Annotated in this window: 27 protein-coding genes; all 27 read right to left on the bottom strand. The window is 46.9% G+C overall.

Going from position 1 to position 25,497, the window contains the following annotated elements; genetic code table 11:
- Nucleotides 1–7 precede the first annotated feature (7 nt).
- On the bottom strand, nt 8–583 hold the full coding sequence (locus HMPREF9389_RS06205; RefSeq protein WP_002929351.1) for a cob(I)yrinic acid a,c-diamide adenosyltransferase: 576 nt from the start codon (nt 581–583) through the stop codon (nt 8–10).
- Nucleotides 580–2,079, bottom strand: coding sequence for a cobyric acid synthase (locus tag HMPREF9389_RS06210; protein WP_002929350.1), 1,500 nt, complete (start codon nt 2,077–2,079; stop codon nt 580–582). The genes HMPREF9389_RS06205 and HMPREF9389_RS06210 overlap by 4 nt, the downstream gene beginning before the upstream one ends.
- Nucleotides 2,064–2,879: an energy-coupling factor ABC transporter ATP-binding protein gene (locus HMPREF9389_RS06215; protein ID WP_002929349.1), complete on the bottom strand. Its 816-nt coding sequence runs from the start codon at nt 2,877–2,879 to the stop codon at nt 2,064–2,066. The genes HMPREF9389_RS06210 and HMPREF9389_RS06215 overlap by 16 nt, the downstream gene beginning before the upstream one ends.
- A gap of 62 nt (nt 2,880–2,941) precedes the next feature.
- Nucleotides 2,942–3,616, bottom strand: a complete 675-nt coding sequence (locus tag HMPREF9389_RS06220; RefSeq protein ID WP_032906386.1) for a CbiQ family ECF transporter T component — start codon at nt 3,614–3,616, stop codon at nt 2,942–2,944.
- 114 nt (nt 3,617–3,730) lie between these two features.
- The gene (locus HMPREF9389_RS06225) at nt 3,731–4,036 is read right to left on the bottom strand and encodes an energy-coupling factor ABC transporter substrate-binding protein (RefSeq protein ID WP_002929345.1); all 306 of its coding nucleotides are present in this window, start codon (nt 4,034–4,036) and stop codon (nt 3,731–3,733) included.
- Nucleotides 4,033–4,767 (bottom strand): energy-coupling factor ABC transporter permease, encoded by a 735-nt coding sequence (locus HMPREF9389_RS06230; protein ID WP_002929343.1) that lies wholly within the window; start codon nt 4,765–4,767, stop codon nt 4,033–4,035. The genes HMPREF9389_RS06225 and HMPREF9389_RS06230 overlap by 4 nt, the downstream gene beginning before the upstream one ends.
- A 69-nt stretch (nt 4,768–4,836) precedes the next feature.
- A complete protein-coding gene (locus HMPREF9389_RS06235; RefSeq protein WP_002929341.1) occupies nt 4,837–5,538 on the bottom strand; it encodes a cobalt-factor II C(20)-methyltransferase in 702 nt (233 codons plus the stop codon).
- 9 nt (nt 5,539–5,547) lie between these two features.
- Nucleotides 5,548–6,315 carry a sirohydrochlorin cobaltochelatase gene (locus tag HMPREF9389_RS06240; RefSeq protein ID WP_002929339.1) on the bottom strand — a complete coding sequence of 256 codons (768 nt, stop codon included), beginning with the start codon at nt 6,313–6,315 and terminating at the stop codon, nt 5,548–5,550.
- Between the two features lie 13 nt (nt 6,316–6,328).
- The gene (cobA, locus tag HMPREF9389_RS06245) at nt 6,329–7,768 is read right to left on the bottom strand and encodes a uroporphyrinogen-III C-methyltransferase (protein ID WP_002929338.1); all 1,440 of its coding nucleotides are present in this window, start codon (nt 7,766–7,768) and stop codon (nt 6,329–6,331) included.
- Between the two features lie 18 nt (nt 7,769–7,786).
- Nucleotides 7,787–8,536, bottom strand: coding sequence for a precorrin-6A reductase (gene cobK, locus HMPREF9389_RS06250; protein ID WP_002929337.1), 750 nt, complete (start codon nt 8,534–8,536; stop codon nt 7,787–7,789).
- Nucleotides 8,533–9,258: a precorrin-3B C(17)-methyltransferase gene (cobJ, locus tag HMPREF9389_RS06255; protein ID WP_002929336.1), complete on the bottom strand. Its 726-nt coding sequence runs from the start codon at nt 9,256–9,258 to the stop codon at nt 8,533–8,535. Before cobJ ends, cobK begins: the two co-directional genes overlap by 4 nt.
- Nucleotides 9,259–9,334: 76 nt before the next feature.
- A complete protein-coding gene (gene cbiG / locus HMPREF9389_RS06260) occupies nt 9,335–10,396 on the bottom strand; it encodes a cobalt-precorrin 5A hydrolase (protein WP_032906383.1) in 1,062 nt (353 codons plus the stop codon).
- Nucleotides 10,386–11,159, bottom strand: coding sequence for a cobalt-precorrin-4 methyltransferase (locus HMPREF9389_RS06265; RefSeq protein WP_002929326.1), 774 nt, complete (start codon nt 11,157–11,159; stop codon nt 10,386–10,388). Before HMPREF9389_RS06265 ends, cbiG begins: the two co-directional genes overlap by 11 nt.
- Nucleotides 11,159–11,728, bottom strand: a complete 570-nt coding sequence (locus HMPREF9389_RS06270) for a decarboxylating cobalt-precorrin-6B (C(15))-methyltransferase (protein WP_002896464.1) — start codon at nt 11,726–11,728, stop codon at nt 11,159–11,161. The genes HMPREF9389_RS06265 and HMPREF9389_RS06270 overlap by 1 nt, the downstream gene beginning before the upstream one ends.
- Entirely contained in the window at nt 11,700–12,332 is a 633-nt protein-coding gene (locus tag HMPREF9389_RS06275) for a cobalt-precorrin-7 (C(5))-methyltransferase (protein ID WP_002929324.1), read from the bottom strand. The genes HMPREF9389_RS06270 and HMPREF9389_RS06275 overlap by 29 nt, the downstream gene beginning before the upstream one ends.
- The gene (cbiD, locus tag HMPREF9389_RS06280) at nt 12,323–13,450 is read right to left on the bottom strand and encodes a cobalt-precorrin-5B (C(1))-methyltransferase CbiD (RefSeq protein ID WP_002929323.1); all 1,128 of its coding nucleotides are present in this window, start codon (nt 13,448–13,450) and stop codon (nt 12,323–12,325) included. Before cbiD ends, HMPREF9389_RS06275 begins: the two co-directional genes overlap by 10 nt.
- Nucleotides 13,450–14,154 carry a cobalt-precorrin-8 methylmutase gene (locus tag HMPREF9389_RS06285; RefSeq protein ID WP_002929322.1) on the bottom strand — a complete coding sequence of 235 codons (705 nt, stop codon included), beginning with the start codon at nt 14,152–14,154 and terminating at the stop codon, nt 13,450–13,452. Before HMPREF9389_RS06285 ends, cbiD begins: the two co-directional genes overlap by 1 nt.
- Nucleotides 14,155–14,853, bottom strand: coding sequence for a cobalt-precorrin-8 methylmutase (locus HMPREF9389_RS06290; protein WP_002929320.1), 699 nt, complete (start codon nt 14,851–14,853; stop codon nt 14,155–14,157).
- A gap of 9 nt (nt 14,854–14,862) precedes the next feature.
- The gene (gene cbiB, locus HMPREF9389_RS06295; protein ID WP_002929319.1) at nt 14,863–15,813 is read right to left on the bottom strand and encodes an adenosylcobinamide-phosphate synthase CbiB; all 951 of its coding nucleotides are present in this window, start codon (nt 15,811–15,813) and stop codon (nt 14,863–14,865) included.
- 1 nt (nt 15,814) lies between these two features.
- A complete protein-coding gene (locus HMPREF9389_RS06300) occupies nt 15,815–17,173 on the bottom strand; it encodes a cobyrinate a,c-diamide synthase (protein ID WP_002929318.1) in 1,359 nt (452 codons plus the stop codon).
- Between the two features lie 301 nt (nt 17,174–17,474).
- Nucleotides 17,475–19,232 carry an ABC transporter ATP-binding protein gene (locus HMPREF9389_RS06305; protein ID WP_002929317.1) on the bottom strand — a complete coding sequence of 586 codons (1,758 nt, stop codon included), beginning with the start codon at nt 19,230–19,232 and terminating at the stop codon, nt 17,475–17,477.
- On the bottom strand, nt 19,222–20,988 hold the full coding sequence (locus HMPREF9389_RS06310) for an ABC transporter ATP-binding protein (protein ID WP_002929316.1): 1,767 nt from the start codon (nt 20,986–20,988) through the stop codon (nt 19,222–19,224). The genes HMPREF9389_RS06305 and HMPREF9389_RS06310 overlap by 11 nt, the downstream gene beginning before the upstream one ends.
- The gene (locus HMPREF9389_RS06315; protein WP_002929314.1) at nt 20,981–21,439 is read right to left on the bottom strand and encodes a MarR family winged helix-turn-helix transcriptional regulator; all 459 of its coding nucleotides are present in this window, start codon (nt 21,437–21,439) and stop codon (nt 20,981–20,983) included. The genes HMPREF9389_RS06310 and HMPREF9389_RS06315 overlap by 8 nt, the downstream gene beginning before the upstream one ends.
- A 174-nt stretch (nt 21,440–21,613) precedes the next feature.
- Nucleotides 21,614–21,949 (bottom strand): hypothetical protein, encoded by a 336-nt coding sequence (locus HMPREF9389_RS06320; RefSeq protein WP_002903845.1) that lies wholly within the window; start codon nt 21,947–21,949, stop codon nt 21,614–21,616.
- A 78-nt stretch (nt 21,950–22,027) separates the two neighbouring features.
- Complete coding sequence (locus HMPREF9389_RS06325) at nt 22,028–22,438, bottom strand: peptide deformylase (RefSeq protein WP_002925821.1); 411 nt, start codon at nt 22,436–22,438, stop codon at nt 22,028–22,030.
- 46 nt (nt 22,439–22,484) lie between these two features.
- Nucleotides 22,485–23,384, bottom strand: a complete 900-nt coding sequence (gene scrK, locus HMPREF9389_RS06330; protein ID WP_002917665.1) for a fructokinase ScrK — start codon at nt 23,382–23,384, stop codon at nt 22,485–22,487.
- 159 nt (nt 23,385–23,543) lie between these two features.
- Complete coding sequence (locus HMPREF9389_RS06335) at nt 23,544–25,481, bottom strand: sucrose-specific PTS transporter subunit IIBC (protein WP_002929312.1); 1,938 nt, start codon at nt 25,479–25,481, stop codon at nt 23,544–23,546.
- Nucleotides 25,482–25,497 lie beyond the last annotated feature (16 nt).

Below are 25,497 nucleotides of genomic sequence, written 5' to 3'. Positions count from 1 at the left end.
GCTTCTCCTATTTCTTTTCCCGAAAGATTTTCGCGCTGCGTTTGTAGACTGTATCTGGCTCCTCTAGACGATCATTGACCAATCGAGCCAGTACAAAAAAGTAATCCGACAGACGGTTGATATAGATCAAGCTGATCTCATTGACTGCTTCTTCTGCCTCTATAACAGCTACCATACGGCGCTCCAGACGTCTGGTCATGGTGCGGGCTACATGTAGAAGACTCGCAATCCTATGGCCACCCGGAATGATAAAGCGGTCGATTTTCGGAGGAATATGCATATACTCATCCATCCGCTCCTCCAGCCAGCTGACATTGGCTGGCTCTTGCTTGTAGGGACGCAGTTCCCTCGGTGTAGCCAAGTCGCTGCCACAGTCAAAGAGATGCTGCTGGATTTCCTCGCATTCCAGACGCAGGTCATCCAAGATAGGATAGTCACGCATCTCAGATACGACATAGCCTAGATGCGAGCATAGCTCATCCATTGTTCCATAAGCTTCGACCCGAATATGGGTCTTGGATACTCGGTCCCCACCGTAGAGCCGTGTGAAGCCCTTGTCTCCGTATTTCGTATAAATTCTCATTTTTCTTCTCTGTTGATGATTTGATAAATCTGCTCCATGTCCAAAGACTGGCGCAGGACGTCTGCCAACTTATCATACTCTCTGTCTTTAAAGTCTTTGATACTGACAAGCTCGTCCTCTAGCGGCTCTAAGCCCTTAGCCAGACGAAGTTCATTCAGGTACCGACGAGTCCATTCTAGATTGTCAAAGACCCCATGTAGGTAGGTCCCTTGGACCTGGCCATCATAAGCCATTGCCCCATCTGGACGCTCGGTTGCCTCACCATTTTGCTCCTTGATGATGGAGAATGGCTTCAGACTATCCGCTAGCTGGGTTTCTCCCATGTGAATCTCGTAGCCCTCTAGTTCTTGCCCCTCATGCAGGGCTCTGACCTGAGTCGTCCGTTTGACCGGCTGAAGCACCGTCTCTGTCTCTAAAATCCCTAGACCGCTAATCTCTTCTAAGTCAGACTCTAGGTGCAGCGGGTCGCTAATCTTCTGTCCAAGCAGCTGATAGCCGCCACAGATACCAAAGATTCGCACGCCCTGCTCCAGACACTCGAGAATCTCGGCTTCAAGACCAGACTCTCGCAGGTAGTTCATGTCTTCGATGGTATTTTTACTGCCCGGCAGAATCAAGAGATCCGGCCGACCAATCGCATCACCAGGCTGGACATAGCGGACAGAAACATCCGGCTGGATTTCTAAACTATGAAAATCCGTAAAGTTAGACAGGCGCTTGAGGCTGACAACTGCGATGTCCAGACTCTTTCTGCTATCAAAGCGCCGGCTTTTCTGCACCAATGCCACACTGTCTTCGCTGTCAATATCCAGCTGGGCATAAGGCACGACTCCGATAACCGGCACCTGGGTCAGCTCCTCAATCATGTCAATACCAGACTGCAGCAGGGCTACATCGCCGCGGAATTTATTGATAATAACACCCTTAATCCGCTTGCGATCCTCAGGTGGCATGAGCTCAATCGTTCCATAGATAGAGGCAAAGACACCTCCCTTATCAATATCCGCCACTAAAATCACTGGCGCATCTACCAGCTTGGCCATGCCCATATTGACAATGTCTCGGTCATTGAGATTGATTTCAGCTGGACTGCCTGCGCCCTCAATGACGATGATATCATTCTCAGCGCCCAGCTCCTCATAGACTTCCTTAATCTTAGGCAGGAGCTGCTGCTTGTATTCATGGTATTCGACAGCATCCATATCCCGCAGCACCCGTCCTAGAAAAACGACCTGGGACTTGCGGTCAGAGGTGGGTTTGAGCAGGACTGGATTCATGCGGACATCAGGTTCTTTACCTGCTGCCTCAGCCTGAACGACCTGAGCCCGGCCCATTTCATCTCCTTTTTTGGTGATAAAGGAATTGAGCGCCATATTCTGCGACTTAAAAGGCACCACTTCTAGGCCGTCCTGCTTGAAAATCCGGCAGAGACCCGCCGCAATAATGCTTTTTCCAGCATCTGAGGCAGTTCCCTGTACCATCAATGATTTGACCATGTTCCATTTCCTCCTAGCTGCTCAAAGAAAGCAGCTTCATTTTCTGCCAGTGGCGTCTGAATAGTCTGATGAAGCTTGACAATCCAAGGTACAGCCAAGCCTGCATTTACTAGCAGATCTCCCTGCTGGAAGAAATCAAACTTGTTGCCCTCCGCAATCAAATGCCCCTTCTGTAGCAGATAGGCATAGTCGCAGCAGTCATACATCAGATCCATATCATGGCTGGATACGATGATGTTGGTTCCAGCCTGGACTAGCTTTTTCATGGTCGCGGCCATCTGGTCCCGCCCTTTTGGATCCAGTCCAGCTGTCGGCTCATCAAGCAGCAGATACTTGGGCTGCAGGGCCAGCATACCTGCAATGGCCACCCGTTTTTTCTGGCCATAGCTCAGATACTGCAAGGGTCTGTCCTGCAGATGAGAGATGTCCATCATCTCTAAAGCCGTCGCTACTCTGCTTGCTATCTCGTCTTCTTCATAGCCTAAATTTTCCAAGGCCATGCCAATATCGTCCTTCACAATGGTATAAAAGAGCTGCTGCTCTGGATTCTGAAAGACCATATTGACATGCTGCCGATACTGGAACAAAGCCTTCTTAGAGTCGCCTACAGGCTGACCATCATATAAAATGCTGCCCTTCTGCGGTTTGAGCAGTCGGGTGATGATTTTCATGATGGTAGACTTACCTGAACCGTTAACTCCTAGAATGCCGGTAATCCGGCCTTCTTCGAAGTCCATAGAAATATCGTGCAGCGTTGGATTTTCGTCATACGAAAAAGAAATATTCTTCACTTGTAACATCTAAGTTTCCTATCTACTTTCCATTATAATATAAAAGCAGTCTTATTGTAAATGCGCTTTCATTATTCACTATGCTCTGCATCAAATCTTAGCGTCAGTACCTCATTCAAACGTTCATTATCATCCAGCAGTTTGACAAAGAGAGTATTGGCTAATCTGCCCCAAGCCTGGTGTTGCTTCCTTTTATTGTAAAAGGAGAATTTCAAGTCCAAGGTATCCCGAATGGTCACAAACTCATAGAAGACCAGGAAAATAAAGCGATACATGAGGACGATTAAGTCTAGTAGTACCCGTGGCACGTGCATGGCTTTAAAAAGCCGCAGCATCTGAGCAAAAGGTACCGTCAGAACAAAGAAATAAGTCGAAACCAGGGATGAATAGATGCGCAGGAGGATAAAAATGGTCTGCTGAACAGAGGATTGGCTGATGCCTAGATAGCCCTGACCCAAAGGCAAGGCCAGCAAGAGCTGCTCCTGACTATTCTGATAAGTCAAGACAAAGGTCAAGAGACTAATCAGGATAAAGATACTGGCGTGCAGATGCCACTTGAGATAGCGCAGCCAAGGAAGTCGTGCCACATAACAGGTCAAAGGCGCCACCAAGACGATAAGCCCTAGCTGCAGACTCCTGACACCAGAAAAACTAACAGCTAACAAGAGCACATAAATGACAAATTTATAAGCAACCGGCAGATTTTTCAGCCGATTTTGATAGGCGTATTTATCAATCGCAAACAAGAGGAGACTCTCCTTTCTAGCTATGTTTTGCAATACCACAGTAGAGAGCAACTCCGGTTCCAGACAACTTAATCGCTATCAAGAACCAGAGCTCGCTCTTACTGTTGAATACTTTTATTTATGTTCAGAGTTTTCCTTTTGTTGGCCCTGTTTTTTTCCTTTGTGGTAGCCAATGACATAGAAGATGATACCCGCTCCGATACTGCCTTGCAGGGTGAAGAGCAGACTTTCTACTTCTGGACCAGCTGGCTCAAAAATCGGTGAAAACCAAGGCTCGTAGTCCTTTTGGATAGAGCTGATGGCCTGCTCAGCAGCGTCATCTGTTCCGCTATATTCAACACCCTTAGGGGCAAAGACAAAGGCAGTAAGAGTGATGGCTACTGCAGCCAAGATCAAGATGAGATTCTTATATTTTTTCATTTGAACAGACCTGCTCTTTCTTTGATATTTTCTGAGATCAAGTTATAGAGGACAACTGTCAGCAATCCTTCTACGATAGCGATCGGGATTTGAGTGGTCAAGAAGACACCCATGAACTTCAACGCAGAACCAACAAAACCGCTGTTAGCATCTGGGAAGACCAAACCGAGCTGGATAGAAGTTGTCGCATAGGTCGCCAAGTCAGCAATCACAGCACAGATAAAGATAGAAACCGGTGTAGACAGCTTAAGCGATTTAGCAAACTTGTAAACGAAATAACCAACGAATGGACCAACCACTGCCATTGAGAAGGCATTGGCACCCAGAGTTGTCAAGCCACCATGAGCCAAAAGAAGAGCTTGGAAGAGCAAGCAGATGGTTCCCAAAACGCTGATAACGGATGGACCAAACATAGCAGTTCCCAGACCAACCCCTGTCGGATGAGAGCTAGATCCTGTCACAGATGGAATCTTCAAAGAAGACAGGATAAAGATAAAGGCACCGGACAAGGCCAGCATGGTCTTGGAATTTGGATCCTCTGCAACGATTTTCTTGATGCGCATCAAGCCTACGACAAAGAAAGGCAGGAATACGGCGAACCAGAAGATACACCAAAAGAGTGGAAGATAGCCTTCCATGATATGCATAGCTGACACAGACTGGGTACTCAGTACCGCCAAAATAGCCAGCAAGGCCACAAAAGTTACTTTTTTATTTTTCAATAGTTTCATGTTTTTTTCCTTTACTAAGAACCTAAGCTCAAAAGGATAAATGTTTATCCACGAACATGGGCTCTGATATTAAAAAATCTTCTTTTTCACGAGGAGGGTAGTAAAATAAGGCAGCTTGGTTTCTGGTGTGATTCCTTCGAGTCCCAGCAGAGTCTGCTGTTTATCCGTCGAAGAATTGCTAACCATAAAAGTCTGCTGCAAGAGACCGAGCTTTTCGAGCAGGGGCAAGACGGTATCTAGGTGATTGGCCACCTTCATCAGCACAATTGAGTCATGCAGCTCAAGCGCCGCCTCAATCTTCTCAGCAGAAGCCGTAGCTGGCATAACCGCCAGAGACTCCTCATCCATAGTCAGGGGCTGACCTAACTCAGAAGCCATGCTGCAGAAAGAGGTGATACCAGGGATGGTTTGACAGTCAATTTCCTTTTCCAGCAGGGCCAGCAGATAACTGTAAGTGCTGTAGACCATGGGGTCACCCAGTGTGATAAAGCCGACATTCTTGCCAGACTTGACATCCTCTGCGATTTCAGCAGAGATGGCCTGCCACTGGACTTCTTTGGTCGAATTGGAACGAACCATAGGGAAATGCCGCTGCTTGATTTCCAGATGCTCTTTTAGGTAGGGTTCTGCAATACCTAATGCAAAGCTCTTGCTTCCCTTCTTAGCTTCCGGTGTATAGAGAATATCTAAGTCTTCCAAAAGCCGACTGGCCTTGATAGTCACTAGCTCGCTATCACCCGGTCCCACACCAATTCCGTAAAATTTTGCCATTCCTTCCTCCTATTCGATGATTTCTTCTAAATGCTGGATGTAGAGCTGCTGAACCTCAGGATATTCGCCCAGACCGACCAGATGGGCCTTTACCTCATATCCCTGCTCCTTAAAGAAGTGATACCAAGACCCTTCCTCATCCGAGCTCATATCATTGGTCGCATGGTCGCCCGCTACCAGCATGAAAGGTGCCAGATGAACTTCTCGGACGCCCGCTTTCTTCAGTTCCTGCTCAATCAGCTCAACCGGAGGATAACTCTCTACACAGCCGATATAGACTGAGCTTCCCTTCATCATGTGATCCAAGGCCGCATAAGCTGTAAAGGCATAATGCTGACTACCGTGGCCCATCAGAACTGTTGCTGCATCCTGACCTTCATGGCCATACCGTTCCAGCAGAATATCCTTGACAGCCTCATAGTCTTCCTGACTGTTGAGCAGAGGCTTGGCAACGACTAGCTTTTTAAAAGCTGATTCAAACTCTTTGGCTTGGGCGAGAATTTTTTCGTACTCGCTGCCCAAAATGACATGGAGAGGCTGGATATAGACCTCTTCAGTCCCCGCTTCCAAGAGCTGCTCTAATATCTCTTTGACCGTAGGAATATCTAGCCCTTCCTGCTTCTTAATCCGCCGTCTAACGACATTGGATGTAAAAGCTCGGTGGACCGGATAGGCTGGAAAATGTTCCCGAATAGCCTGCTCACAAGCCTCAATTGTTTTGTGTCTGGTCTCGGGATAGGTCGTTCCGAAACTGACAACTACTATAGCTTTACTCATGACCTTTATCCTTTCAGAGAATTTCCCGACATTTATCGATGATGGAAGCGATAGTCGCTTCATCTGTCTCAACAATATTGCTAAAGCCTGCTTCCTCTAAAACAGCCCGCGTGCTAGCACCCATGACAACGATAGGGACATCTGTCCAGTCAAATCCCGCTTCTTGACTTGCTGCTACAAAGTTCATGGCCGCAGCAGAGTTCGGAAGACAGACAACTTCAATCTCTGACCAATTGTCACTGCTAATCTGACTGTCAAAGGCCAGCCTGTGGCTAGCAATAATCGGCAGGGAATAGAGTTCTGCCAGACTGGCTTTCTTATGCTCAGCTGTCAGAATATACCAGTTGCCGCCTTCTTTTTCCAGAGCAGCTGCAAAATCCGCATCCGACTGCTGAGGTGTCATCCGATCCAGCACAATACCGCTCGCTTCGATAGACTTAGCCGTATGATGACCAATCGCTGCAAAGCGGATGTGCGGCAGACTGCGCAAGTCTTTGCCTGCCTTGCGGAGAGCTTTCAAGAAGAGCGGCCAGCTCTGCATATCTGCAAAGAGAAGTCCTTCTACCTGCTCCAAGTCCGGCAGCTGCAAGTCTAACTCTTCAACCAAATCTCGAGCAGGGAAAGTGGTCAGCGCAGCTCCAGCATCCCTGAGCAAGCGAGGAAGTCTGCCAGTCTCTGACTGCTGGATGAGGATTTTCCGGCCGAAAAGCGGCAGATTCTCATGGAAATTTAGCTGCTGTCTATAGGCCACGACATCACCTACCACGATGACACTCGGTGCCTTAAAGTCCTCAGCTTCTGCTAGTTCTACTATGTTACCCAAGGTTCCGTCCACCGATCGCTGCTGAGGATGGGTTCCCCATTCAACGATGGCGGCTGGCTTGTCCTTGCCATAGCCTCTAGCCGTCAGCTCTTGGACGATGGAAGGCAGATTTTTCATGCCCATAAGAAAGACCAAGGTTCCTTTGAGCTCAGAAATTGCTTCCCAGTTGAGCATTTCTGTCTCATCCTTGAGATGGGCTGTAAAGACATGGAAGCTAGTCGCTACATCTCGATAAGTCATAGGAATGCCTGCATAGGTCAGACCAGCCACAGCAGAGGTGATGCCTGGCACCACTTCAAAGTCCACACCGGCTTCCACCAGCTTGACTCCTTCTTCTCCGCCTCGGCCAAAGATATAGGGATCGCCACTCTTAAGGCGGACTACCCGCTTGCCCTGACGGGCCTTTTCGATGAGAATCTTTTCAATCTCTTCCTGTCGGATGCAGGGCTGGCCTGGCTTTTTACCGACATCTATCTTTTCGCAGTCAGACTTTAGATGCTGAAAGAGCTCTTGATTGACCAAGCGGTCAAAGACCAAGACATCTGCTTCTTGAAGCCGTCTCTTGCCTTTGAGGGTCAACAACTCCGCATCACCTGGACCTGCTCCCAGTAATGTTACTAAACCGGACATTTTTTCTCCTTTTATTCACTATTTTGTCAGATAAGCTTCTAACTCTTCCAAGTTAGAAACCATCTGCGGATAGGCCACAATTGGCCGAGAGATGATAATGCAGTCCATCCCCAGCTCTTGGCAGCCATCAATCTTTTCACGAATACCACCGACTGTACCGCTCTCCTTGGAAATAAAGACATCTGCTCCTGAGCGCAGTAAGAGCTCTTTATTACACTCTTTGGAAAATGGAGCCTTGATCGCATCAATCTGATCCGCTACCAGTCCCAGACTTTCGCAGGCCAGAAGCACTTCTGAAGTCGGCAGAACGCGAACGACAATCCGCTGCTCTGGCAAGCCCTTGACAAAGAGTGGCAGAGTCTTGCTGCCTGTTCCCAGATAGACTGTCTTGTAGCCGCGCTTGGCAATCTCATCAATGGCTTCTTGGGTCGAGTGGACCACGATGGCTCCGCTCAAATCCAAGGTCGCCTGACGCTCAAAGCGCAGGTAAGATACACCGGCCATCTCTGCTGCCCGAATGGCTTCCTTGGAAACGATATCCGCAAAAGGATGGGTGGCATCGATGATTTCATCCACATCATTCTCTTTGATGAAGGCAACCATATCCTCGGCTGTCAGCCGGCCCTGAATGACCGGCTGGCCATATTTGGAAGCCAAGTGCCGGCCGTAGTCTGTGACAACAGAGCTGGTCACATCAATTTTCAAACGGTCAAGCACTTCTAAAATAGCGGTGCTGTCGGATGTCCCTCCCAGCAGTAATTTCATCATAAAGTATATCCTCGAGGTGTGATCATGCGTCCGTTTTTAACATAAGTTTCTTTGTTACCAACGAGAACGATTGTCGTCATATCTACCAAAGTCTCATCCAAGTCTTTGATAGTCGTCAAGATGATTTCCTCATCCTTACGGCCAATGTCCTTACCGATACCGACAATAGTATCCTCTGACTTGTACTCAGACATGATAGAAAGTGCTTTTGCCAAATGGTCTGGACGTCCCTTACTCCGAGGGTTGTAGAGACAGACAACAAAATCACCTTGAGCTGCGGCATGCAGACGCTTCTCAATCATTTCCCAAGGCGTCATCAAATCACTCAGACTGATGTGACAGAAGTCATTCATAAGGGGAGCTCCCATCGCTGCAGCTGCACCCAGACTAGCTGTAATACCTGGAACCACCTTAACTTCTACATCACTAGCATCTCCCAGCAATTCTAAAATCAAGCCAGCCATTCCATAGACCCCGGCATCTCCACTGGAAACAACTCCGACATTTTTGCCAGTCTCTCTAGCCAAATCAATGGCCTTTTGACAACGGTCGATTTCCTGGCGCATACCATTCGCTACGAGCTCCTTGTCCTTGACCAAATCAAGAATCAACCGCATATAAGTTGAGTAGCCGACGATAATTTCACAATCGGCTATAGCAGCCAATGCTTCTTGTGACATCAATTCTTTTTTACCTGGGCCTAATCCGATAACGTATAACATATATTTTTTCTCCTTTATGGGTATGATAAAATTCTATAATGGCAGTTGGTTCATAAGACCGTCTGCTCTTTTTGATTTACTTTTTGGTCATTGCTTTTGCAAGCGCATAGGTACAGCCGTTCTTGGCAAAGCGCTCTGTCAGGACTTGACCCTGACTGGCCAGATCTGCGCTGGCCAAGGCTACACTGCCGACTCCGACTGTCTTTTTGACAAATTCTGACTGAGGATAGCGGTCTGCTACTACAGACAGCTCTTCCTTACTAAAGGTCTCAAAGGGACAGCCCAATTCCTCAGCCAAGGCTAGAATAGCTGCTTCATCCTTCTTGACATCAATGCTGACGATTTTAGAAATCTCACTGGCAGAAATTCCCTGCTGCTGACAAAATTCCTCAAAGCCTTCTCGGAAGACAGCAGGAGTTACATCCTTCCTAGCACCAACTCCTAAGATATAGGGTTGAGGATAGATGAGAGCCAGATTTTCTCTTTGAATGTCCTTTTTTTCTGCAGTCAGCAGAATCAGCGGTTCCGTTCCCTTGAGAACAGCCGCCAATTCTTCTTCACTCACAAGAGTTAGGCCACGAAAGTCCGTGACCCAGTCCTTTTCCTGATAGAAATAGACTGTTCGGCCACTGCCTAGATAGCTGTTGAAAGGCTTGATGAACTCTCTCAATTCCGGCCGCCAGCCATTGACTGATTGGGCCAGATTGTCCAGAGCTGTTACATTCTGCACATCTGTCGCTGTCGTGATAACAGGATTTGAACCGAGCAATTCTGCGATGTCTAGCGTCACTTGATTGGCTCCGCCTAGATGTCCGCTCAGCAGGCTGATGACATTGGTCGCTTTCTCATCCATGACTACCACTGCTGGGTCAGTCGCCTTGTCTTTCAAGACTGGTGCAATAGCTCGCACAACTGCCCCGATAGCCATGATACAAATGAGGACATCCACTTCCTGAAAGAGCTGACCAAGCGCCTCAATCACACGTCCTTCGATGGCAATGACCCTGTCATCTGCCAAGCGAGGCGTCGTATAGATAGGAATTTCCTTGCCCAGCTTCTCCCGCAGAGTCAGAGCCAAGTCCTTGCCGACTGCTGTCACTGTTGCGATTGCGTAGCGGGCTTGAGAATTACTTGGCATGGCTGCTCTTCCCCCGTCTGAACTCATGCTGAAAATCTGCATGGTAGAGCTTGGAATAGTAGAATTCCTGACCTAAAAAGTCACCGACCAAAATCAAAGCTGTCTTTCTAATCTTAGCTTCCTTGACCTTCTCAGCAATATTTGTCAAATCGCCAAAGACCTTCTTTTCATCCGGCCAAGTAGCCTTGTAAATGACAGCCACAGGCGTTTCTGGAGGATAGCCACCCTCGATCAGCTCACTGACGACCTTTTCAATGCCTTGAACGGACAGGAAGATAGCCATAGAAGTCCGGTGCTGAGCATAGCTTTTCAGGGCTTCCCGATCTGGCACAGGCGTCCGGCCAGCCATCCGAGTGATGATGAGGCTTTGAGAAACCTCTGGTACAGTATACTCTGCCCCGATACTGGAAGCAGCTCCCAGAAAAGAGCTGACGCCCGGCGTACAGTCAAACTCTATGTCACGCTTCTTCATCTCTTCGATCTGCTCTCGAATGGAACCATAGATGGAGAAATCACCCGTCTGCAGGCGGACTACATCTTTACCAGCCTTGACTCCAGCCTCCATGACATCGATGATTTCCATCAAGTGCATGCTAGAGCTGTCGTGAATCTCAGCTCCTTCTTTACAGTAGTTGAGCAGGTCTGGATTGACCAAGGAGCCTGCGTAAATGACCACATCTGCCTCAGATAGCTGCTTGTAACCTTTGAGCGTAATCAGCTCAACATCACCTGGGCCTGCTCCAACAAAATGTACTTTGGACATCAATTAGCCTCTCTTTCTTTTTTCTTACAGGAAACGATAATGGTCGGATTCTGAGGCTTGAAATAGTGCCCCTTGCCTATAGCTGTCCAGCGACTAGCCTGAACTGATACAATCTCTAAATCCTCCCAGTCCATCTGCTCCGCTATTTGAGCTGCTTCCAGAGCATTCTCCAGCAGGATAAAGTTCAAGACCAGCCGACCGCCCGGTTCCATGAGCTGGGCACACCAGTCGAAAATCTCCTGCATATTGCCCCCGGTCCCTCCGACAAAAATGGCATCAAAGCTGCCTTCCAGCTCAATCGGAGCCAGTCCTTGATGGAGACGGACATTGTGGCAGCCAAAGTGCTGGATATTCTCCTGCGTCAAGGCCACCGCATCTTCATTTCGCTCCACTGCCACTACTTCCAGTTCTGGATAGGTTCGGGCTGCCTGAATTGTGACACTGCCAGTGCCAGAGCCGACATCCAGCATGCGCTTAGCTCGATGCAGCTCCAACTTATCCAAACTGATGGCTCTGACTTCTTCCTTAGTCATAGGGACTTTAGCCCTGATAAATTCCGAATCCCTCATCTAACACCACCACCACATTCATTTCATATTCTCTGTCTTCTACCTCACTCGCAGGTAGAATGGTAATACGCTCGTCTTCATAACTCAGCTGCTCACCGATGACCAGCACCTTATCTAAACCTCTTTTAACGGCCTCTTGAGCAATCTCGTAGGGGCCAACTTTCTGATCGGTCACCATAAAGACTTTGGACAGACTCATAATCAAGTCAAAGTTAGGTGCCTTAGCATGGCTGCTCGTCAGATAAGCATCGTTCATGGGCAGGGCAATTCTGCTGGCCAGATACTGCATAGCGCTGATACCCGGCGAGATGACCACGCGCCCCTTGAACTTCTCTGACAGCCATTTGCCCAAGCCGTAAATCAGCGGGTCACCTGAGGCCAGATATAGAATTTCTTCATCCTCACCAAAGCTCTCCAGCAATTCTGCCAGCGCAGCTAATTTTTTAGGAGGAACCAAGCCCTTATCCTTATAAGCCGGCGGTAAAATTTCCAGATGGCGTTCACTGCCCAAAATGCGGTCAGCCTTTTCAAAATAGGCTTCCTGTCCCAGAAGACCATAGCTCGGATCTCCCGGACCAATTCCGATAACATAAATCATGTCCATTCCTCCTTTATCTGCTCTAAAGGCTGAGTTGATGCCAGATAGCCTTCCTCAGTCCCAAAGACGACCACTTCAATACTGACTTCTGGCTTACGATAGCGGAGCAGGCGCTCACTTCTAGCCTTGATCTTATCCGCCAAGACCTGATAGACACCCTCATAAGAAAATTCTTTAATGGCTGTCCCAGCTGCCTCGGTCGTCAAGCACTTGTCAACCTTTTCCAGCAGCTCAATAGGCGCCCCCATCAGGGCTAGATTAGCCACCAGCGTTTCCATACGAGCATCCGAGTCCTTGCTGTGAGTAGAGAAAATCCCAGCCGCCACTTTGACAAACTTGCCCATGTGGCCAATCATCAAAACCTTGGTAAAGCCGATGCGCTGGACTTCTTTGAGGACGTGACCGACAAAGTTACTCATATTAACGATGCGCCCGGCTGGAATACCGATGCTGTTAGTCGCAAAGTCTTCACCGTAATTCCCTGGCACCAAGACGACTGAGCGATGCCCTTGATTGTAGAGCATAGTCAGCTCGATCGTGATAGCCGCCTTCCAGCTTTCTTCAGACATGGGATTGACTATCCCTGTCGTTCCTAAGATTGAAATACCGCCGATAATGCCTAGTCTAGAATTGTAGGTCAGCTTGGCCGTTTCTTCTCCTCCGGGAACGGAAATGATGACCCTCGCTCCACAGTTGGGTCCGATAATCTCACGGACATGCTGCTCAATCATTCGTCTAGGAGTCGGATTGATGGCTGCCATGCCGACATCGCAGGCCAGCCCCTTCTCAGTCACACGTCCGACGCCCTGTCCGCCGTCAATCTCGATTTCCGTCTGATCTGGCAGAAGGGTCACGGTCGAATAAATCAAGAGGCCGTGCGTTGCATCCGCATCATCTCCACCATCTTTTTCAATGGCCGCTGTCGCTTCTTCTGTTCCGAAGGAAGGATTGTGAACATCCATGGTCACTTCCACACCTGAAGCCGTATGAACAGTGACCTTTTCTTCCCTTTCCTGATTTAGAATCATACTCAAGGCTGCAACAGTCGCTGCCGTCGCACAAGTACCAGTTGTAAAACCTTTTCTTAATTTCTTTCCATTGACATAAGCGTATTCATCCATCATCAGCCCTCTCCTTTCTCCGGAGCCTGCTTTTTATCTGAAACACTGTAACGCTCATAATCTGTAGTGCCGAGCTTGAGCTGGTAGAGAATAGCATTGATGACCGCCGCCGCAATAGTACTGCCGCCTTTTTGGCCCAGTGCCGCGATAGAAGGCACAGAACTTTCATGCAGCTTGAGCTTGGATTCTGCTGCTCCGACAAAGCCAACTGGAACTCCGACAACTGCATCTGGCTGCAAGCTCCTCTCTTCGACCATATCCAAAACCTTAAAGATAGACGTTGGAGCATTCCCGAAGACAAAGAGCTTTGGACCGTCCACTTTAGCTGAATATTCTACAGCGGCCATGGAGCGAGTAATCCCTTTTTCTTTAGCTTCCTTAAAGATTGCTGGCTCATTGACCAGACAGCGATAGGAAACACCTAGGTCATCCAGCAATTTCTTATTAAAACCACCCAAGACCATGGTTGTATCGGTAAAAATCGTACCCTTGTTTCGGAGGACGTAGAGGATTTTCTCAATAACCTGATTGGAAAATTTGATATTGTAGAGGTAGTCAAAGTCTGCACTGGTAAAGACAACCCGCTTGAGCACTGCCTCTTCGAAAGGATCTGAAAACTGAATATCTGGATGCTCTTGGTCAATAATTTCCTGAATCTTGCTAAAACTAGCCTCTTCAATCTTATGTGCTGCTTTTAGATAGGACATCTAGTTCTTTCCTCCTTCTTTACTGGATGGTGTAGAGTAGCGGACATAGTCATCCGTCACCACTTCTCTCAGCTGGTAGATAATGGCATTAATAATGGCTACCACAATCGTACTGCCACCTTTTCTGCCGACATTGACAAGGGCAGGAAGCCCTGACTGAAGCAGCTCTTCTTTAGATTCTTCAACATTGATAAAGCCGACCGGAACCCCAATCACAGCGTCTGGTTCTACCAGTCCCTGCTCAGCCAGCTCAATCAGATAAGACAAGGCAGTCGGAGCACCACCAAAGGCAAATACTTTAGGACCTTCAATCTTTGCTGCTATCTCAACAGCCGCCATAGCTCTGGTAATCTGCTTTTCCTTGGCCAGCGCAACCACTTCTTCATCGCTGATCAAACAGCGGTAGCTCACACCCAGCTGGTCAAGCACGCGCTTGTTAATCCCATTGAGAGAGATATTAGAGTCCAAGAGAATAGTCCCCTTAGCTCTGATTACCTCTTCTATTTTTTTAAGGACGTCATGCTCAAATCGCATAGTATAGAGATAATCGAAATCTCCCGTCGTATGGATAGCCCTCTTGATAATGGACTCTTCCATTTCCGAATGGAAGACATAATCAGGATCTTTTTCAGTAATCATAGACTGAATAATTTGAAAGCTCTTTTCCTCAATAGAGGAAGGATTTTGGATATATGTCATAGTATACTCCTAGAAATATGCTTGCATTAGTAAATAAAAAAGAGTGAACAAGATTAAACCTGTCATGGTGCTTGTATAGAGCAAAGAGATAGCCGTCTGAATATCATCTGCCTCAACCGGTCTGGAAGCCTGCCCAATAGTTGGCTTCTCAATCAGCTCTCCGTGATAGACGTGCGGTCCACCCAGCTGAATGCCCAAAGCCCCAGCCACAACTGCCTCCGAAAAAGCACTATTGGGACTGGCATGCTGATAGCGATCCCGCCAGCCAATCCGCAGAGCCCCCTTGAAATCCAGCAGTAAAATCTGACTGCTGAGTATCAAGAAAAGCCAAGTCAAACGCGCAGGAATCAGATTGGCCAGGTCATCCATCTTGGCAGATATCAAGCCGATTTTGCGATATTTCTCCGTCTTATAGCCCACCATAGAGTCCAAGGTATTGATGGCTTTATAGGTCATAGCTAGAATAGGTCCGCCCAGAAAGAGGCAGAGCAGGGGTCCGATAACCCCGTCACTGGTATTTTCAGCTACTGTCTCAATGGTCGCCTTACTGATTTCCTCTGGCGTCAGCTGAGACGTTTCGCGTCCGACAATCATGCCAACTTGCTTTCTAGCTTCTTCCAAAGTACCAAACTTGAGCGTGCGGTAAACCTTCTGGGCCTCAAAAGCTAGACTCTTAATCGCCAGACTAGCATAGGCCAAGTAAATCCATCCTGTCCAGTAGAGGACAGGATGGACCAGACCAGCCAACCAAAGCAGTCCATAGCTAACTCCCAGCGCCAAGGCAACCGTTGTCAGCCAGAGAAAAAAACCAAATAGATAGGGCGAAAACTGCCTTTTCTCCTGCAGGCGCATACATAGATAAATATAGGAACCTATCCACTTGACTGGATGAGGCCAGCTATAGGGGTCGCCAATCAGCCAGTCCAGTAAGACAGCCAAAAAAATTGCAATGAGTGTCATATCACTTCGCCTCTTTGATATAGTTCAGCCAGTTGGCCAGCAGCTGCTCGTCCTGATAAAAATGAACATGCAGGTAGCTGGCAAAGGTCCGACCCTTTTGATAACCGCCCGTCCAGGCAGCCACGACCTGACCGTCTCTGACCTTCTCCAGCTTGAGGACAGTATCTTCCTCCGTCTCAAAGACCGAGTGGTGAAACTCATGTCCCCTGACTGCTGTAGCTTTAGGACCAAAAAGCCCGTCTATCTGCGTTTCTGCTTGACAGTAGCCAAAGCTTTTCAGGCCGGGGGTCATCAGGCTCTTGCCCTTGAAAATACCGACCATTTCATAGACCTGACCCTCTACTTCCAGCAGTTCTCCCAGATACATGAGTCCGCCGCATTCTGCATAGATTGGCCGTCCCTGCTCATGAGCCTTCAGGGCTGAAGCCCGGAAAGTCGCATTTGCCATCAGCTCCTGAGCGTAGACTTCCGGAAAACCGCCGCCAAAGTAATAAGCGTCTGCAGCTGGGAGTTCCTTATCTTTCAGAGGGCTGAAAGGCACTAGCTGGACATTGAGCTCTCTTAAAAAGTCTAGATTATCTTCGTAGTAAAAGTGGAAAGCATCATCCAAAGCATAAGCCAGAGTCAAGGGCTGATCATTGTGGATATGAAAAGGATTTGTCATCTGCTTATCGGGCAGTTCTGCCTTCTCCAGCAGCCTGCCTAGATTTATATGCTTGGCTGCTGCCGCTCCCAATTCCTCAAATCGACGGTCCAAATCATCCATTTCTACGTCAGGGATTAGACCCAGATGACGCGATGGCAGCTCTGCTGTTGCATTTTTAGGCAGATAGCCCAGCACTTCCACATCCGTATAACGCTCAATGGCACCTTTGATGAGTTCATAGTGGTTCTGAGAAGCCACCCGATTGATAATGACCCCAGCAATATCCAAATCCGGATCAAAAGTCGCAAAGCCATGGACCATAGCAGCTGCCGAGGTAGATGTCGCCTTCCCATCGATGATGAGAACAACTGGAATACCTAACTTTTTAGCAACAGAAGCAGAGGACGCACAGTCCTTGTCCGTTCCCAGACCATCAAAGAGGCCCATGACCCCTTCAACTACTGCCACATCTGCGTCTCCATGCCATTTGTAGTAGGACCAAGCCAGACTCTGATCGTCCGGTATCATAAAGCTGTCCACATTCCGTGACGGTCGCTTGGTAATCCGACTATGATAAGCTGTATCAATATAATCAGGTCCTACCTTATAAGGCTGGACCTGATAACCTCTGTCTGCCAGAGCTTTCAAAATCCCTAGGGTAACTGTGGTCTTTCCGACACCGCTGGAAACACCAGCCAGCATAAATTGCTTCATTACTTTACTCCAGATTTGCTGATAAAAAAAAGTACTACAAAAAAAATAAGGAATTTTTATTTTTTTGTAGCACCGTTGCTCACTTATATGTAGAGCAAACACCCCGTTGTGTTCGCTTTCAGTTCTTATATTAAATTTATTTTAATATAAAGCGTAAGAACTGTCAAGTTTTTGATAGAGCATCTGTGAAAAAAAGTCAAGATTATAGAGCGCCCTTACTGAAAACTGAGCATTTTTTAAAATTCTGTTAAATTTAAAAAAACATCAGGAAAAGGAACATTCCTGATGTTTTATATGAGCATCAACCTGCATCTTCCTCTACAAACTGACTATTATAGAGGTCCGCATAGAAGCCTTGCTGAGTCATGAGTTCATCGTGGTTACCCTGCTCGATGATATTTCCATCGCGCATGACCAAGATAAGATCCGCATTACGGATAGTAGACAGGCGGTGGGCAATGACAAAGGAAGTCCGGCCTTCCATGAGTTTGTCCATAGCTTTTTGAATCAGCTCCTCCGTCCGCGTATCAACTGATGAAGTTGCCTCATCCAAGATCAAGAGCGGTGCATCTTTCAGCAGAGCACGAGCGATTGTCAACAGCTGCTTCTGACCGACCGACAAGTTAACCCTATCATCCAGCACTGTATCATAGCCCTGCGGCAGAGTCATGATAAAGTGATGAACACCGACCGCCTTCGCCGCAGCAACAATTGCTTCATCTGTCACATGCTCCTGATTATAAATCAAGTTCTCTCGGATAGTTCCCTCAAAGAGCCAGGTATCCTGTAAGACCATTGAAAAGGCATCGTGAACCTCGGAGCGTTTCATATCCTTAATATCTATACCATCAATGCTGATCCGTCCATTGTCAATTTCATAGAACTTCATAAGGAGATTAACGATAGTCGTCTTACCAGCACCCGTCGGACCGACAATGGCAATCTTCTGTCCAGCTTTGACCTGAGCTGAGAAATCATGAATAATGGTCTGGTCCGGCTTGTAGCCAAAGAAGACCTCTTCAAAGGCAACATCTCCCTTGACAGCAGTAAGCTGCTGCTCTTTATACTGGTCGTCCTCCATATCAGGCTCAGCTAGAAATTCAAAGACACGAACCAGTGCAGCACCAGCCTGCTGTAAGACGGCGATACCTTGGGCAATCTGTGACAGGGGCTGAGAGAAGGTCCGCACATAAACCATAAAGGCGACGATAATTCCGATACTAATAGAGCTATTAATTGCCAGAGCAGCACCGACCAAAATAACCAGCACATAAGCAAAATTCCCCGTAAAGAACATGAGCGGCATCATCATGCTAGAGATAAATTGCGATTTCCAAATACTGTTATAGAGATTGTGATTGAGAACTGCAAAGCGCTCCTTAGACTGCTCAATGGCATTATAGCTGCTAACAACATTATGACCGGAGTACATCTCCTCCACATAACCGTTTACCGCAGCCAGATCGTTTTGCTGGGCGGTGAAATAGCCCTGAGATTTGCCCATGATGAGACCGACAAATACAAAGCCGACTACAGTAGCCAAGATGGTTACCAAGGCCAAGATCCAGTTCATGAAGAACATGGTCAAAACCACAGCCACCAAGAGCAGGCTGGCAGAGATAACATTCCCTAGACTCTGGTTGAGGGATTGCCCAACCGTATCTACGTCATTGGTCACGCGCGACAGAGTATCCCCCTGAGAATGACCATCGAAATAGCCCAGCGGCAGCTTGTTAATCTTCTCTGCAATGGCCGTCCGCAGCCGCTTAGAGAAATACTGGATAACCGTACTGATAATAAAGGACTGACCGTAGTTGAGCAGGGCTCCAACTGCATAGAGCACGGTCAGCAGAAGGGCAATCTCAGACACAGCTTTTAAATCAATATTGGTAGCCAAACCTTCAGAGATGAGATTGGTAATTTCTTTTAATTTATTTGGCCCATAGACCGTGATAATGTTTGACAAGACAGCTCCCACAAATGCCAAAGCAAGAGGAAGCTGGAAGCCTTTGAGATAAGGCCGTATCTGGCTAAATAATGAAGGCTTCTTATTTTCCATTTTCTAATTCCTCCTTGGATAGTTGTGAGTAGGCAATTTCTTGATAGACTTCGTTGCTGGCCAAGAGCTCTCTGTGGGTCCCTTGACCGACCACCTTACCAGCATCCAAGACCAAGATTTGATCCGCATCCATGATAGTAGAAATCCGCTGTGCCACAATCAGCTTGGTCATATCCTGCGTCCGCTCAGCCAGTTCCTTGCGCAAAATGCGGTCTGTCTTATAGTCTAGCGCTGAGAAAGAGTCGTCAAAGATGAGGATTTCTGGCTTACGAGCCAAGGCTCTGGCAATGGCCAAACGCTGACGCTGGCCACCAGAGAAGTTGGTCCCGCTTTGAGCCACTTCTGCTTTCAGCCCCTTTTCCTTCTCTTGGACAAAGGGCTTAGCCTGTGCTAGGTCAAGAGCCTCCCACATTTTCTGCTCATCCAGCGGGCTTTCTTTGCTTTGACCGAAGTCCAGATTGCTCTCAATATCGCCAGAGAAAAGCACCGCCTTTTGCGGGATGTAGCCGACCTTATTATGCAGGTCTTCCAGCTGATAATCCTGAACGTTGACACCATCTACCAGAATCTCTCCTTCAGTCACATCATAGAAACGAGGAATGAGATTGACTAGCGTGGATTTCCCTGAACCGGTTGAACCGATAAAGGCCACGGTATCACCAGTCTGCGCTGTAAAGCTAACATGCTCAATGACCGCTTCTGAATTCTTGGAATAGCGGAAGGACACTTCTCGAAAGACCACCTCTCCCTTGCTATCCGATGCTACCTTAGGATGTTCCGGACTGGTGATAGAAGAATGCAGGTCCAGCACTTCATTAATCCGGCCAGCCGATACAATGGTCCGAGGCAGGACAATGAAGAGAGCACCCATGAGCAAGAATCCAATCACAATCTGCATAGCATAGGACATAAAGACGACCATATCACTGAAGAGTGGGAGACGCTCCTGCAGTCCAGCCTCCTGGATCAAATAAGCACCAATCCAGTAAATAGCCAATGTCAATCCGCTGGAAATCCCCATCATAACTGGATTCATCATGGCCATCAGACGACCGATGAAAAGATTGAGTCTGGTTACTTCATCATTGGCTGCCGCAAATTTCTCATCCTGATAGTCCTCAGCATTGTAAGCCCGGACCACGCGAATCCCAGTCAGACTCTCTCTAGTGACACTGTTTAGCTTATCGACCAAGCGTTGCGCAACTGACTGTTTGGGAAAGGCCAATGTCACCAAAACTACTGTCAGCAGGATATTGACTATAACAGCAATAAGAACTGCTATCAGCCAGTTCTCGGACTTGCCAATAATCTTGGTCATGGCCCAAATCGCCATAATCGGTCCCCTGGTCACCACCTGAAGCCCCATGGTAATTAAGGTCTGTACCTGGGTAATATCATTTGTCGTCCGAGTCAGCAGACTAGGGATTGAAAATTTCTTAATCTCCGTCTGCGAATAGTCTAGCACACGGTTGAAAATATCGCTCCGCAAGCTCTGGGTAAAGCTGGCTGCTATACGAGCGGCAAAAAAGCCAACCACAATAGCTGACAGCAAGCTAGCAAAAGACAGGCCGATCATTTTCAGGCCTGGCTCCCACAAATCTGCCAAACCAGTCCCTGGTGTTTGCAGCAACTCTGTAATCGTCGAAATATAGGTTGGAACTTCTAATTCCAGATATACCGTTAGGAAGGTGAAGAGCACACTGAGAACAATCATGCTCACTTCCCTTACCGTCAGCCGTTTAAATAACTTAAACATCTTTCCCTCCATTTTCTAAACTTTCGATATTCTGATAAAACTTGGCCATGACTTGAGAAAAAATCAGCAGTTCCTGCTCAGAAACACCATTCAAAATAGAAAGGTTCATTTCATCAAAAAAGTCACGGATTTTTTTCATTCTTTCCTGCGACTGCGGAGTGAGACGGATATATTTAGCCCGCTTGTCTGTCTTGCCCATTTCCAGCTGGATAAAGCCATTCTTCTCCATCCTTTTCATTAAGTTAGAGGCCACCGATTTGGAAATATCCAACTCCTGCTCAATATCCTTGATAAGGGTATCCTTCCCCTCTTCCATACGACAGGCGACAATATGCAAGACCTGCCCCTGAGGCCCAGCCATGGACTCAATCCCTTGCTCCTTGGCAAGCTTTTCCGCTATGAGATGAATCTTTCGTCCAAAACGCTTCAATTCCAGTAAAGGCTTATCCATACCTGTATCCTTTGTAAAAATAGTTTTCGTGAGAACTATTTTAACACAAGAAAAAAGAAAGTCAAGAAAAAAGTTTCCATGAGAACTATTTTTTCAACAAGAAAAAAAGCGAAGAAAATTTCTTCACCCTTCCTTTCAAACTGACAAACAGCCTAAAAATTGATTGGTCCCGCATTAAAATTTTGAAGAAGAAGCGAGGAATAGAGCCCCTCCAATGATAAGGAGAATGCCTGCAATCCAGCCTATAAATGGAATGGGCGCGATGTTGCTGCTTCCGACGATAAGGAGGACGCCCGCTGCGACACTGAAACGCATTTGACCTTTGTAATAAGCCAAGGAAGTAATTCCCAAGCCCAGAGCTGCCAATTTAATCACCGCTCCCAGTAAATTCAGGCCAGAATCACCTAGTAGGGCTGAAAAAGGAACAAAAAAGATATTCGAGAGCAGCAAAATAGTCCCTCCAATCAAACCAACCAGACCGCTTATCAGTGCTAAAGTTTTTGTTTTCATTTACATCTTGCCTCCTTCAATATTATTCTGCTAATTATCTCTAATTTTAGACATTTTTTGCAATTTTGTCAAATTTTTCTAAATGATAATCCCTTCCAAATGATCCAATTCATGCTGGCAGATTTGGGCAGGCAGGCCTTTCAAGGTCATGGTCTGCTGCTGCCAATGTTTATCCAGATAATCAATTGTGATTTCCTGATAACGTTGGGTAGGACGGCTTCCAACCAAGGACAGGCAGCTCTCTTCTGTCTGATAAGGGCCTGACTTAGAGCGCAGCACCGGATTAAACATGACTACCGGCACCAAACCATATAGAAAGATAATGACTCGCTTACGGACGCCAATCATATTGGCTGCGAGTCCTATACAGTTTTCTTGATTTGCCTGCAGCGTATCCTGCAAGTCTTGAGCCAGATAAAGGTCTTCTCTGCTAGCCTGCTCTGATGGCTGCTGTAGGAAGAAAATATCTTTGACAATTGCTTTTTCCATTACTTTTCCTCATAGAGAAGGGCCTGATAAATCAGACCCTATAAACTTATTTTGCGTGGCGCTCACTAACTTCTTTAGCCAGTACAAAGTTGCCCAGCGTTGCGGAGCCATTTCCAGCCACAGCTGGTGTCACGATATAGTCACGAACATCGGGAACTGGCAAATAGCCATTCAGGAGAACTGTGAATTTCTCACGAACTCGATCCAGCATGTGCTGCTGAGCCATAACACCGCCACCAAAGACGATGACATCTGGACGGAAAGTCACTGTCGCCTGAATAGCCGCCTGAGCGATATAGTAAGCTTGAATATCCCAGACAGAACTATTGAGTTTAATATTTTCCCCACGAACTCCGGTCCGCGCCTCTAAGCTTGGTCCAGCCGCCAATCCTTCCAAGCAGCCATTGTGGAAAGGACAAACGCCATTGAACTCTTTTTCCACATCCATAGGGTGCTTAGCCACATAATAATGCCCCATCTCTGGGTGTCCTGTCCCCCCTACAAATTCGCCTCGCTGGATAGCGCCAGCACCGATTCCTGTTCCAATCGTATAATAGACCAGATTTTCAATACGGCCGCCAGCATTGTTGCGGGCTACTACTTCACCATAAGCTGAGCTATTAACATCCGTTGTGAAGTAAATAGGCACATTGAGAGCACGGCGCAAAGCTCCGACAATATCCACATTAGCCCAGTGCTGCTTAGGAGTAGTTGTGATAAAGCCGTAAGTCTTTGAATTAGGGTCAATATCAATAGGCCCAAAAGAGCCTACAGCTAGACCAGCTAGATTGTCGAAACGAGAAAAGAACTCAATCGTCTTGTCTAGCGTTTCGATAGGCGTGGTCGTTGGAAACTGTGTCTTTTCAACAACTTCAAACCGTTCATCGCCTACAGCACAGACAAACTTAGTGCCGCCAGCTTCCAAACTTCCATACAATTTTGTCATTATAAATCCTCTTTTAAAATTTGATTTCTACTCTATTCATTATAGCATATCTCGTGTAGACTTCTTGCTAAAAATAGTCTTTTTAAAGCTTTTTCAACAAGACTGTACTTATGACATAAAAAACGAACAAAAGCTGATTTGTTCGTTTTCTAAATTCCATTAGGCTTTCACTTCGATAACTGCGTCGCCTTTAGCAAGAGCTCCTTCTGCTACTGGAGTCACAGAAGCGTAGTCAGCTGTGTTTGTAACGATGACCATAGTCGTATCATCCAGACCAGCGGCTGCAATTTTCTCAGCTTCAAAGGTTCCCAGAACATCACCAGCTTTGACCTTATCACCTTGAGTAACCTTTTGGTCAAAACCTTCGCCGCCCATAGATACTGTGTCGATTCCGACGTGAATCAGAATTTCAGCACCATTAGAAGTTTTGAGACCATATGCATGACCAGTCGCGAATGCAATCGTAACTTCTGCATCAGCCGGTGCATAAACCACACCTTCACTAGGCTTGATGGCAATTCCTTGCCCCATCGCTCCGCTAGAGAAAACAGGATCATCAACATCGCTCAAAGCCACTGCCTGACCAACAATTGGAGAAATAATTGTTTCGTCTTGGAGGGCGTTTGTTTCTTCAGCAACTGCATCTTCCGCTAATTTTGTTCCTACTGTTTCATCCACTGTCTCAACAGCTGCTTCCGCAGCAAAGACATCTGCCGCTTTTGTCTTACCGTAGAAATAAGTCAAAGCAAAGGCAATCGCAAAAGCAATAACTTCACATAAGAAATAGAACGGAATTGATTTAGCATCAATTGAAAGGAAACCAAGGAAACCTGCCGAACCAAGAGACACAGCAATAACTTGGAGAAGACCTGCAAAGAGAGCTCCTACTGCTGATCCGATAAGGGCACAGAAGAATGGGAATTTATATTTCAGGTTTACACCAAAGAGAGCTGGCTCAGTAATACCCAAGAGGGCTGAGACACCTGCAGAAGATGCAAGACCTTTTGTTTTAGCGTTTTTAGTTAGGAACAAGACTGCAAATGTAGCCGCACCTTGCGCAACGTTAGCCATAGATGCAACAACAAAGATAAAGTCACCATGACCACTGCCATTTTGCCAAGCCGAAAGCAATTGTGTTTCGATGGCTGGGAAAGATTGGTGAAGACCAGTCATTACGATTAATGAATAGGTTCCTCCAAAGATGCTCATACCGATAAAACTTGTTGTATTGTAGAGCCAAACGATGGCATCTGTAATACCGTTAGATACCAATAACATCACTGGACCTACGACAGTAAACGTCAAGAATCCTGTAATCATAACAGATAGTAATGGTGTGAAGGTGAAATCAACAGCTGATGGCAACTTCTTGTGGAAGAATTTTTCAAGGTGAGCCAAAATCCATACTGCAGCGAGAACCGGAATTACTTGGTAAACATAACTTGTTTGTGTCACATGATAACCAAAAATATCCCAAAATTTCTCAGCCCCTCCAAGGTCCGGTGTCGTCATAATCATACCGATTGCAGCACCCAGGAACTGGTTAGCTCCAAAACGTTTTGCAGCTGAGATACCAACAAGAATCGGCAGGAACATGAATGGTGCAGCAGACATAAGCTGAATCATTTCTGACAGCCCCTTAATAGCTGGAACCATTTGCTCGATTGATTGAGGCCCAAACAATCCTTCTGAGGTCAGGAAATTACGAAGAGCCATCAAAAGACCGCCTGCAACTAAGGCTGGAATAATAGGTACAAAAATATCGGACAAGAGTTTAATCAAAGCCATAATAGGATTAAACTTCTTTCCACTAGCAGCAATCTGCTTCAAATCATCAGTTGAAACTTCTTTAAGACCAGTTTCTTTTATAATCTCAGCGTAAACAAAGTTTACATCACCAGGACCAATGATAACCTGATATTGACCATCTGTTTTAAAAGTCCCTTTAACATCAGCATTATCGTCCAATGCTTTTTGATTAATAATACTGTCATCTTTCAACACGAGGCGTAATCTAGTTGCACAATGTGCTGCTGCCACAAGATTATCTTTTCCAACAGCCTCAATGACCTGTTTTGCAACTTTTGAATAATCCATTTGCAAAAATCTCCTT

Origin of the sequence: Streptococcus sanguinis SK355, from assembly GCF_000212855.1 — a bacterium.
GTDB classification, from domain to species: Bacteria; Bacillota; Bacilli; order Lactobacillales; family Streptococcaceae; genus Streptococcus; species Streptococcus sanguinis_A.
The sequence above is the reverse complement of the archived record's forward strand: the minus strand, read 5'-3'. Positions and strand labels throughout refer to the sequence as shown.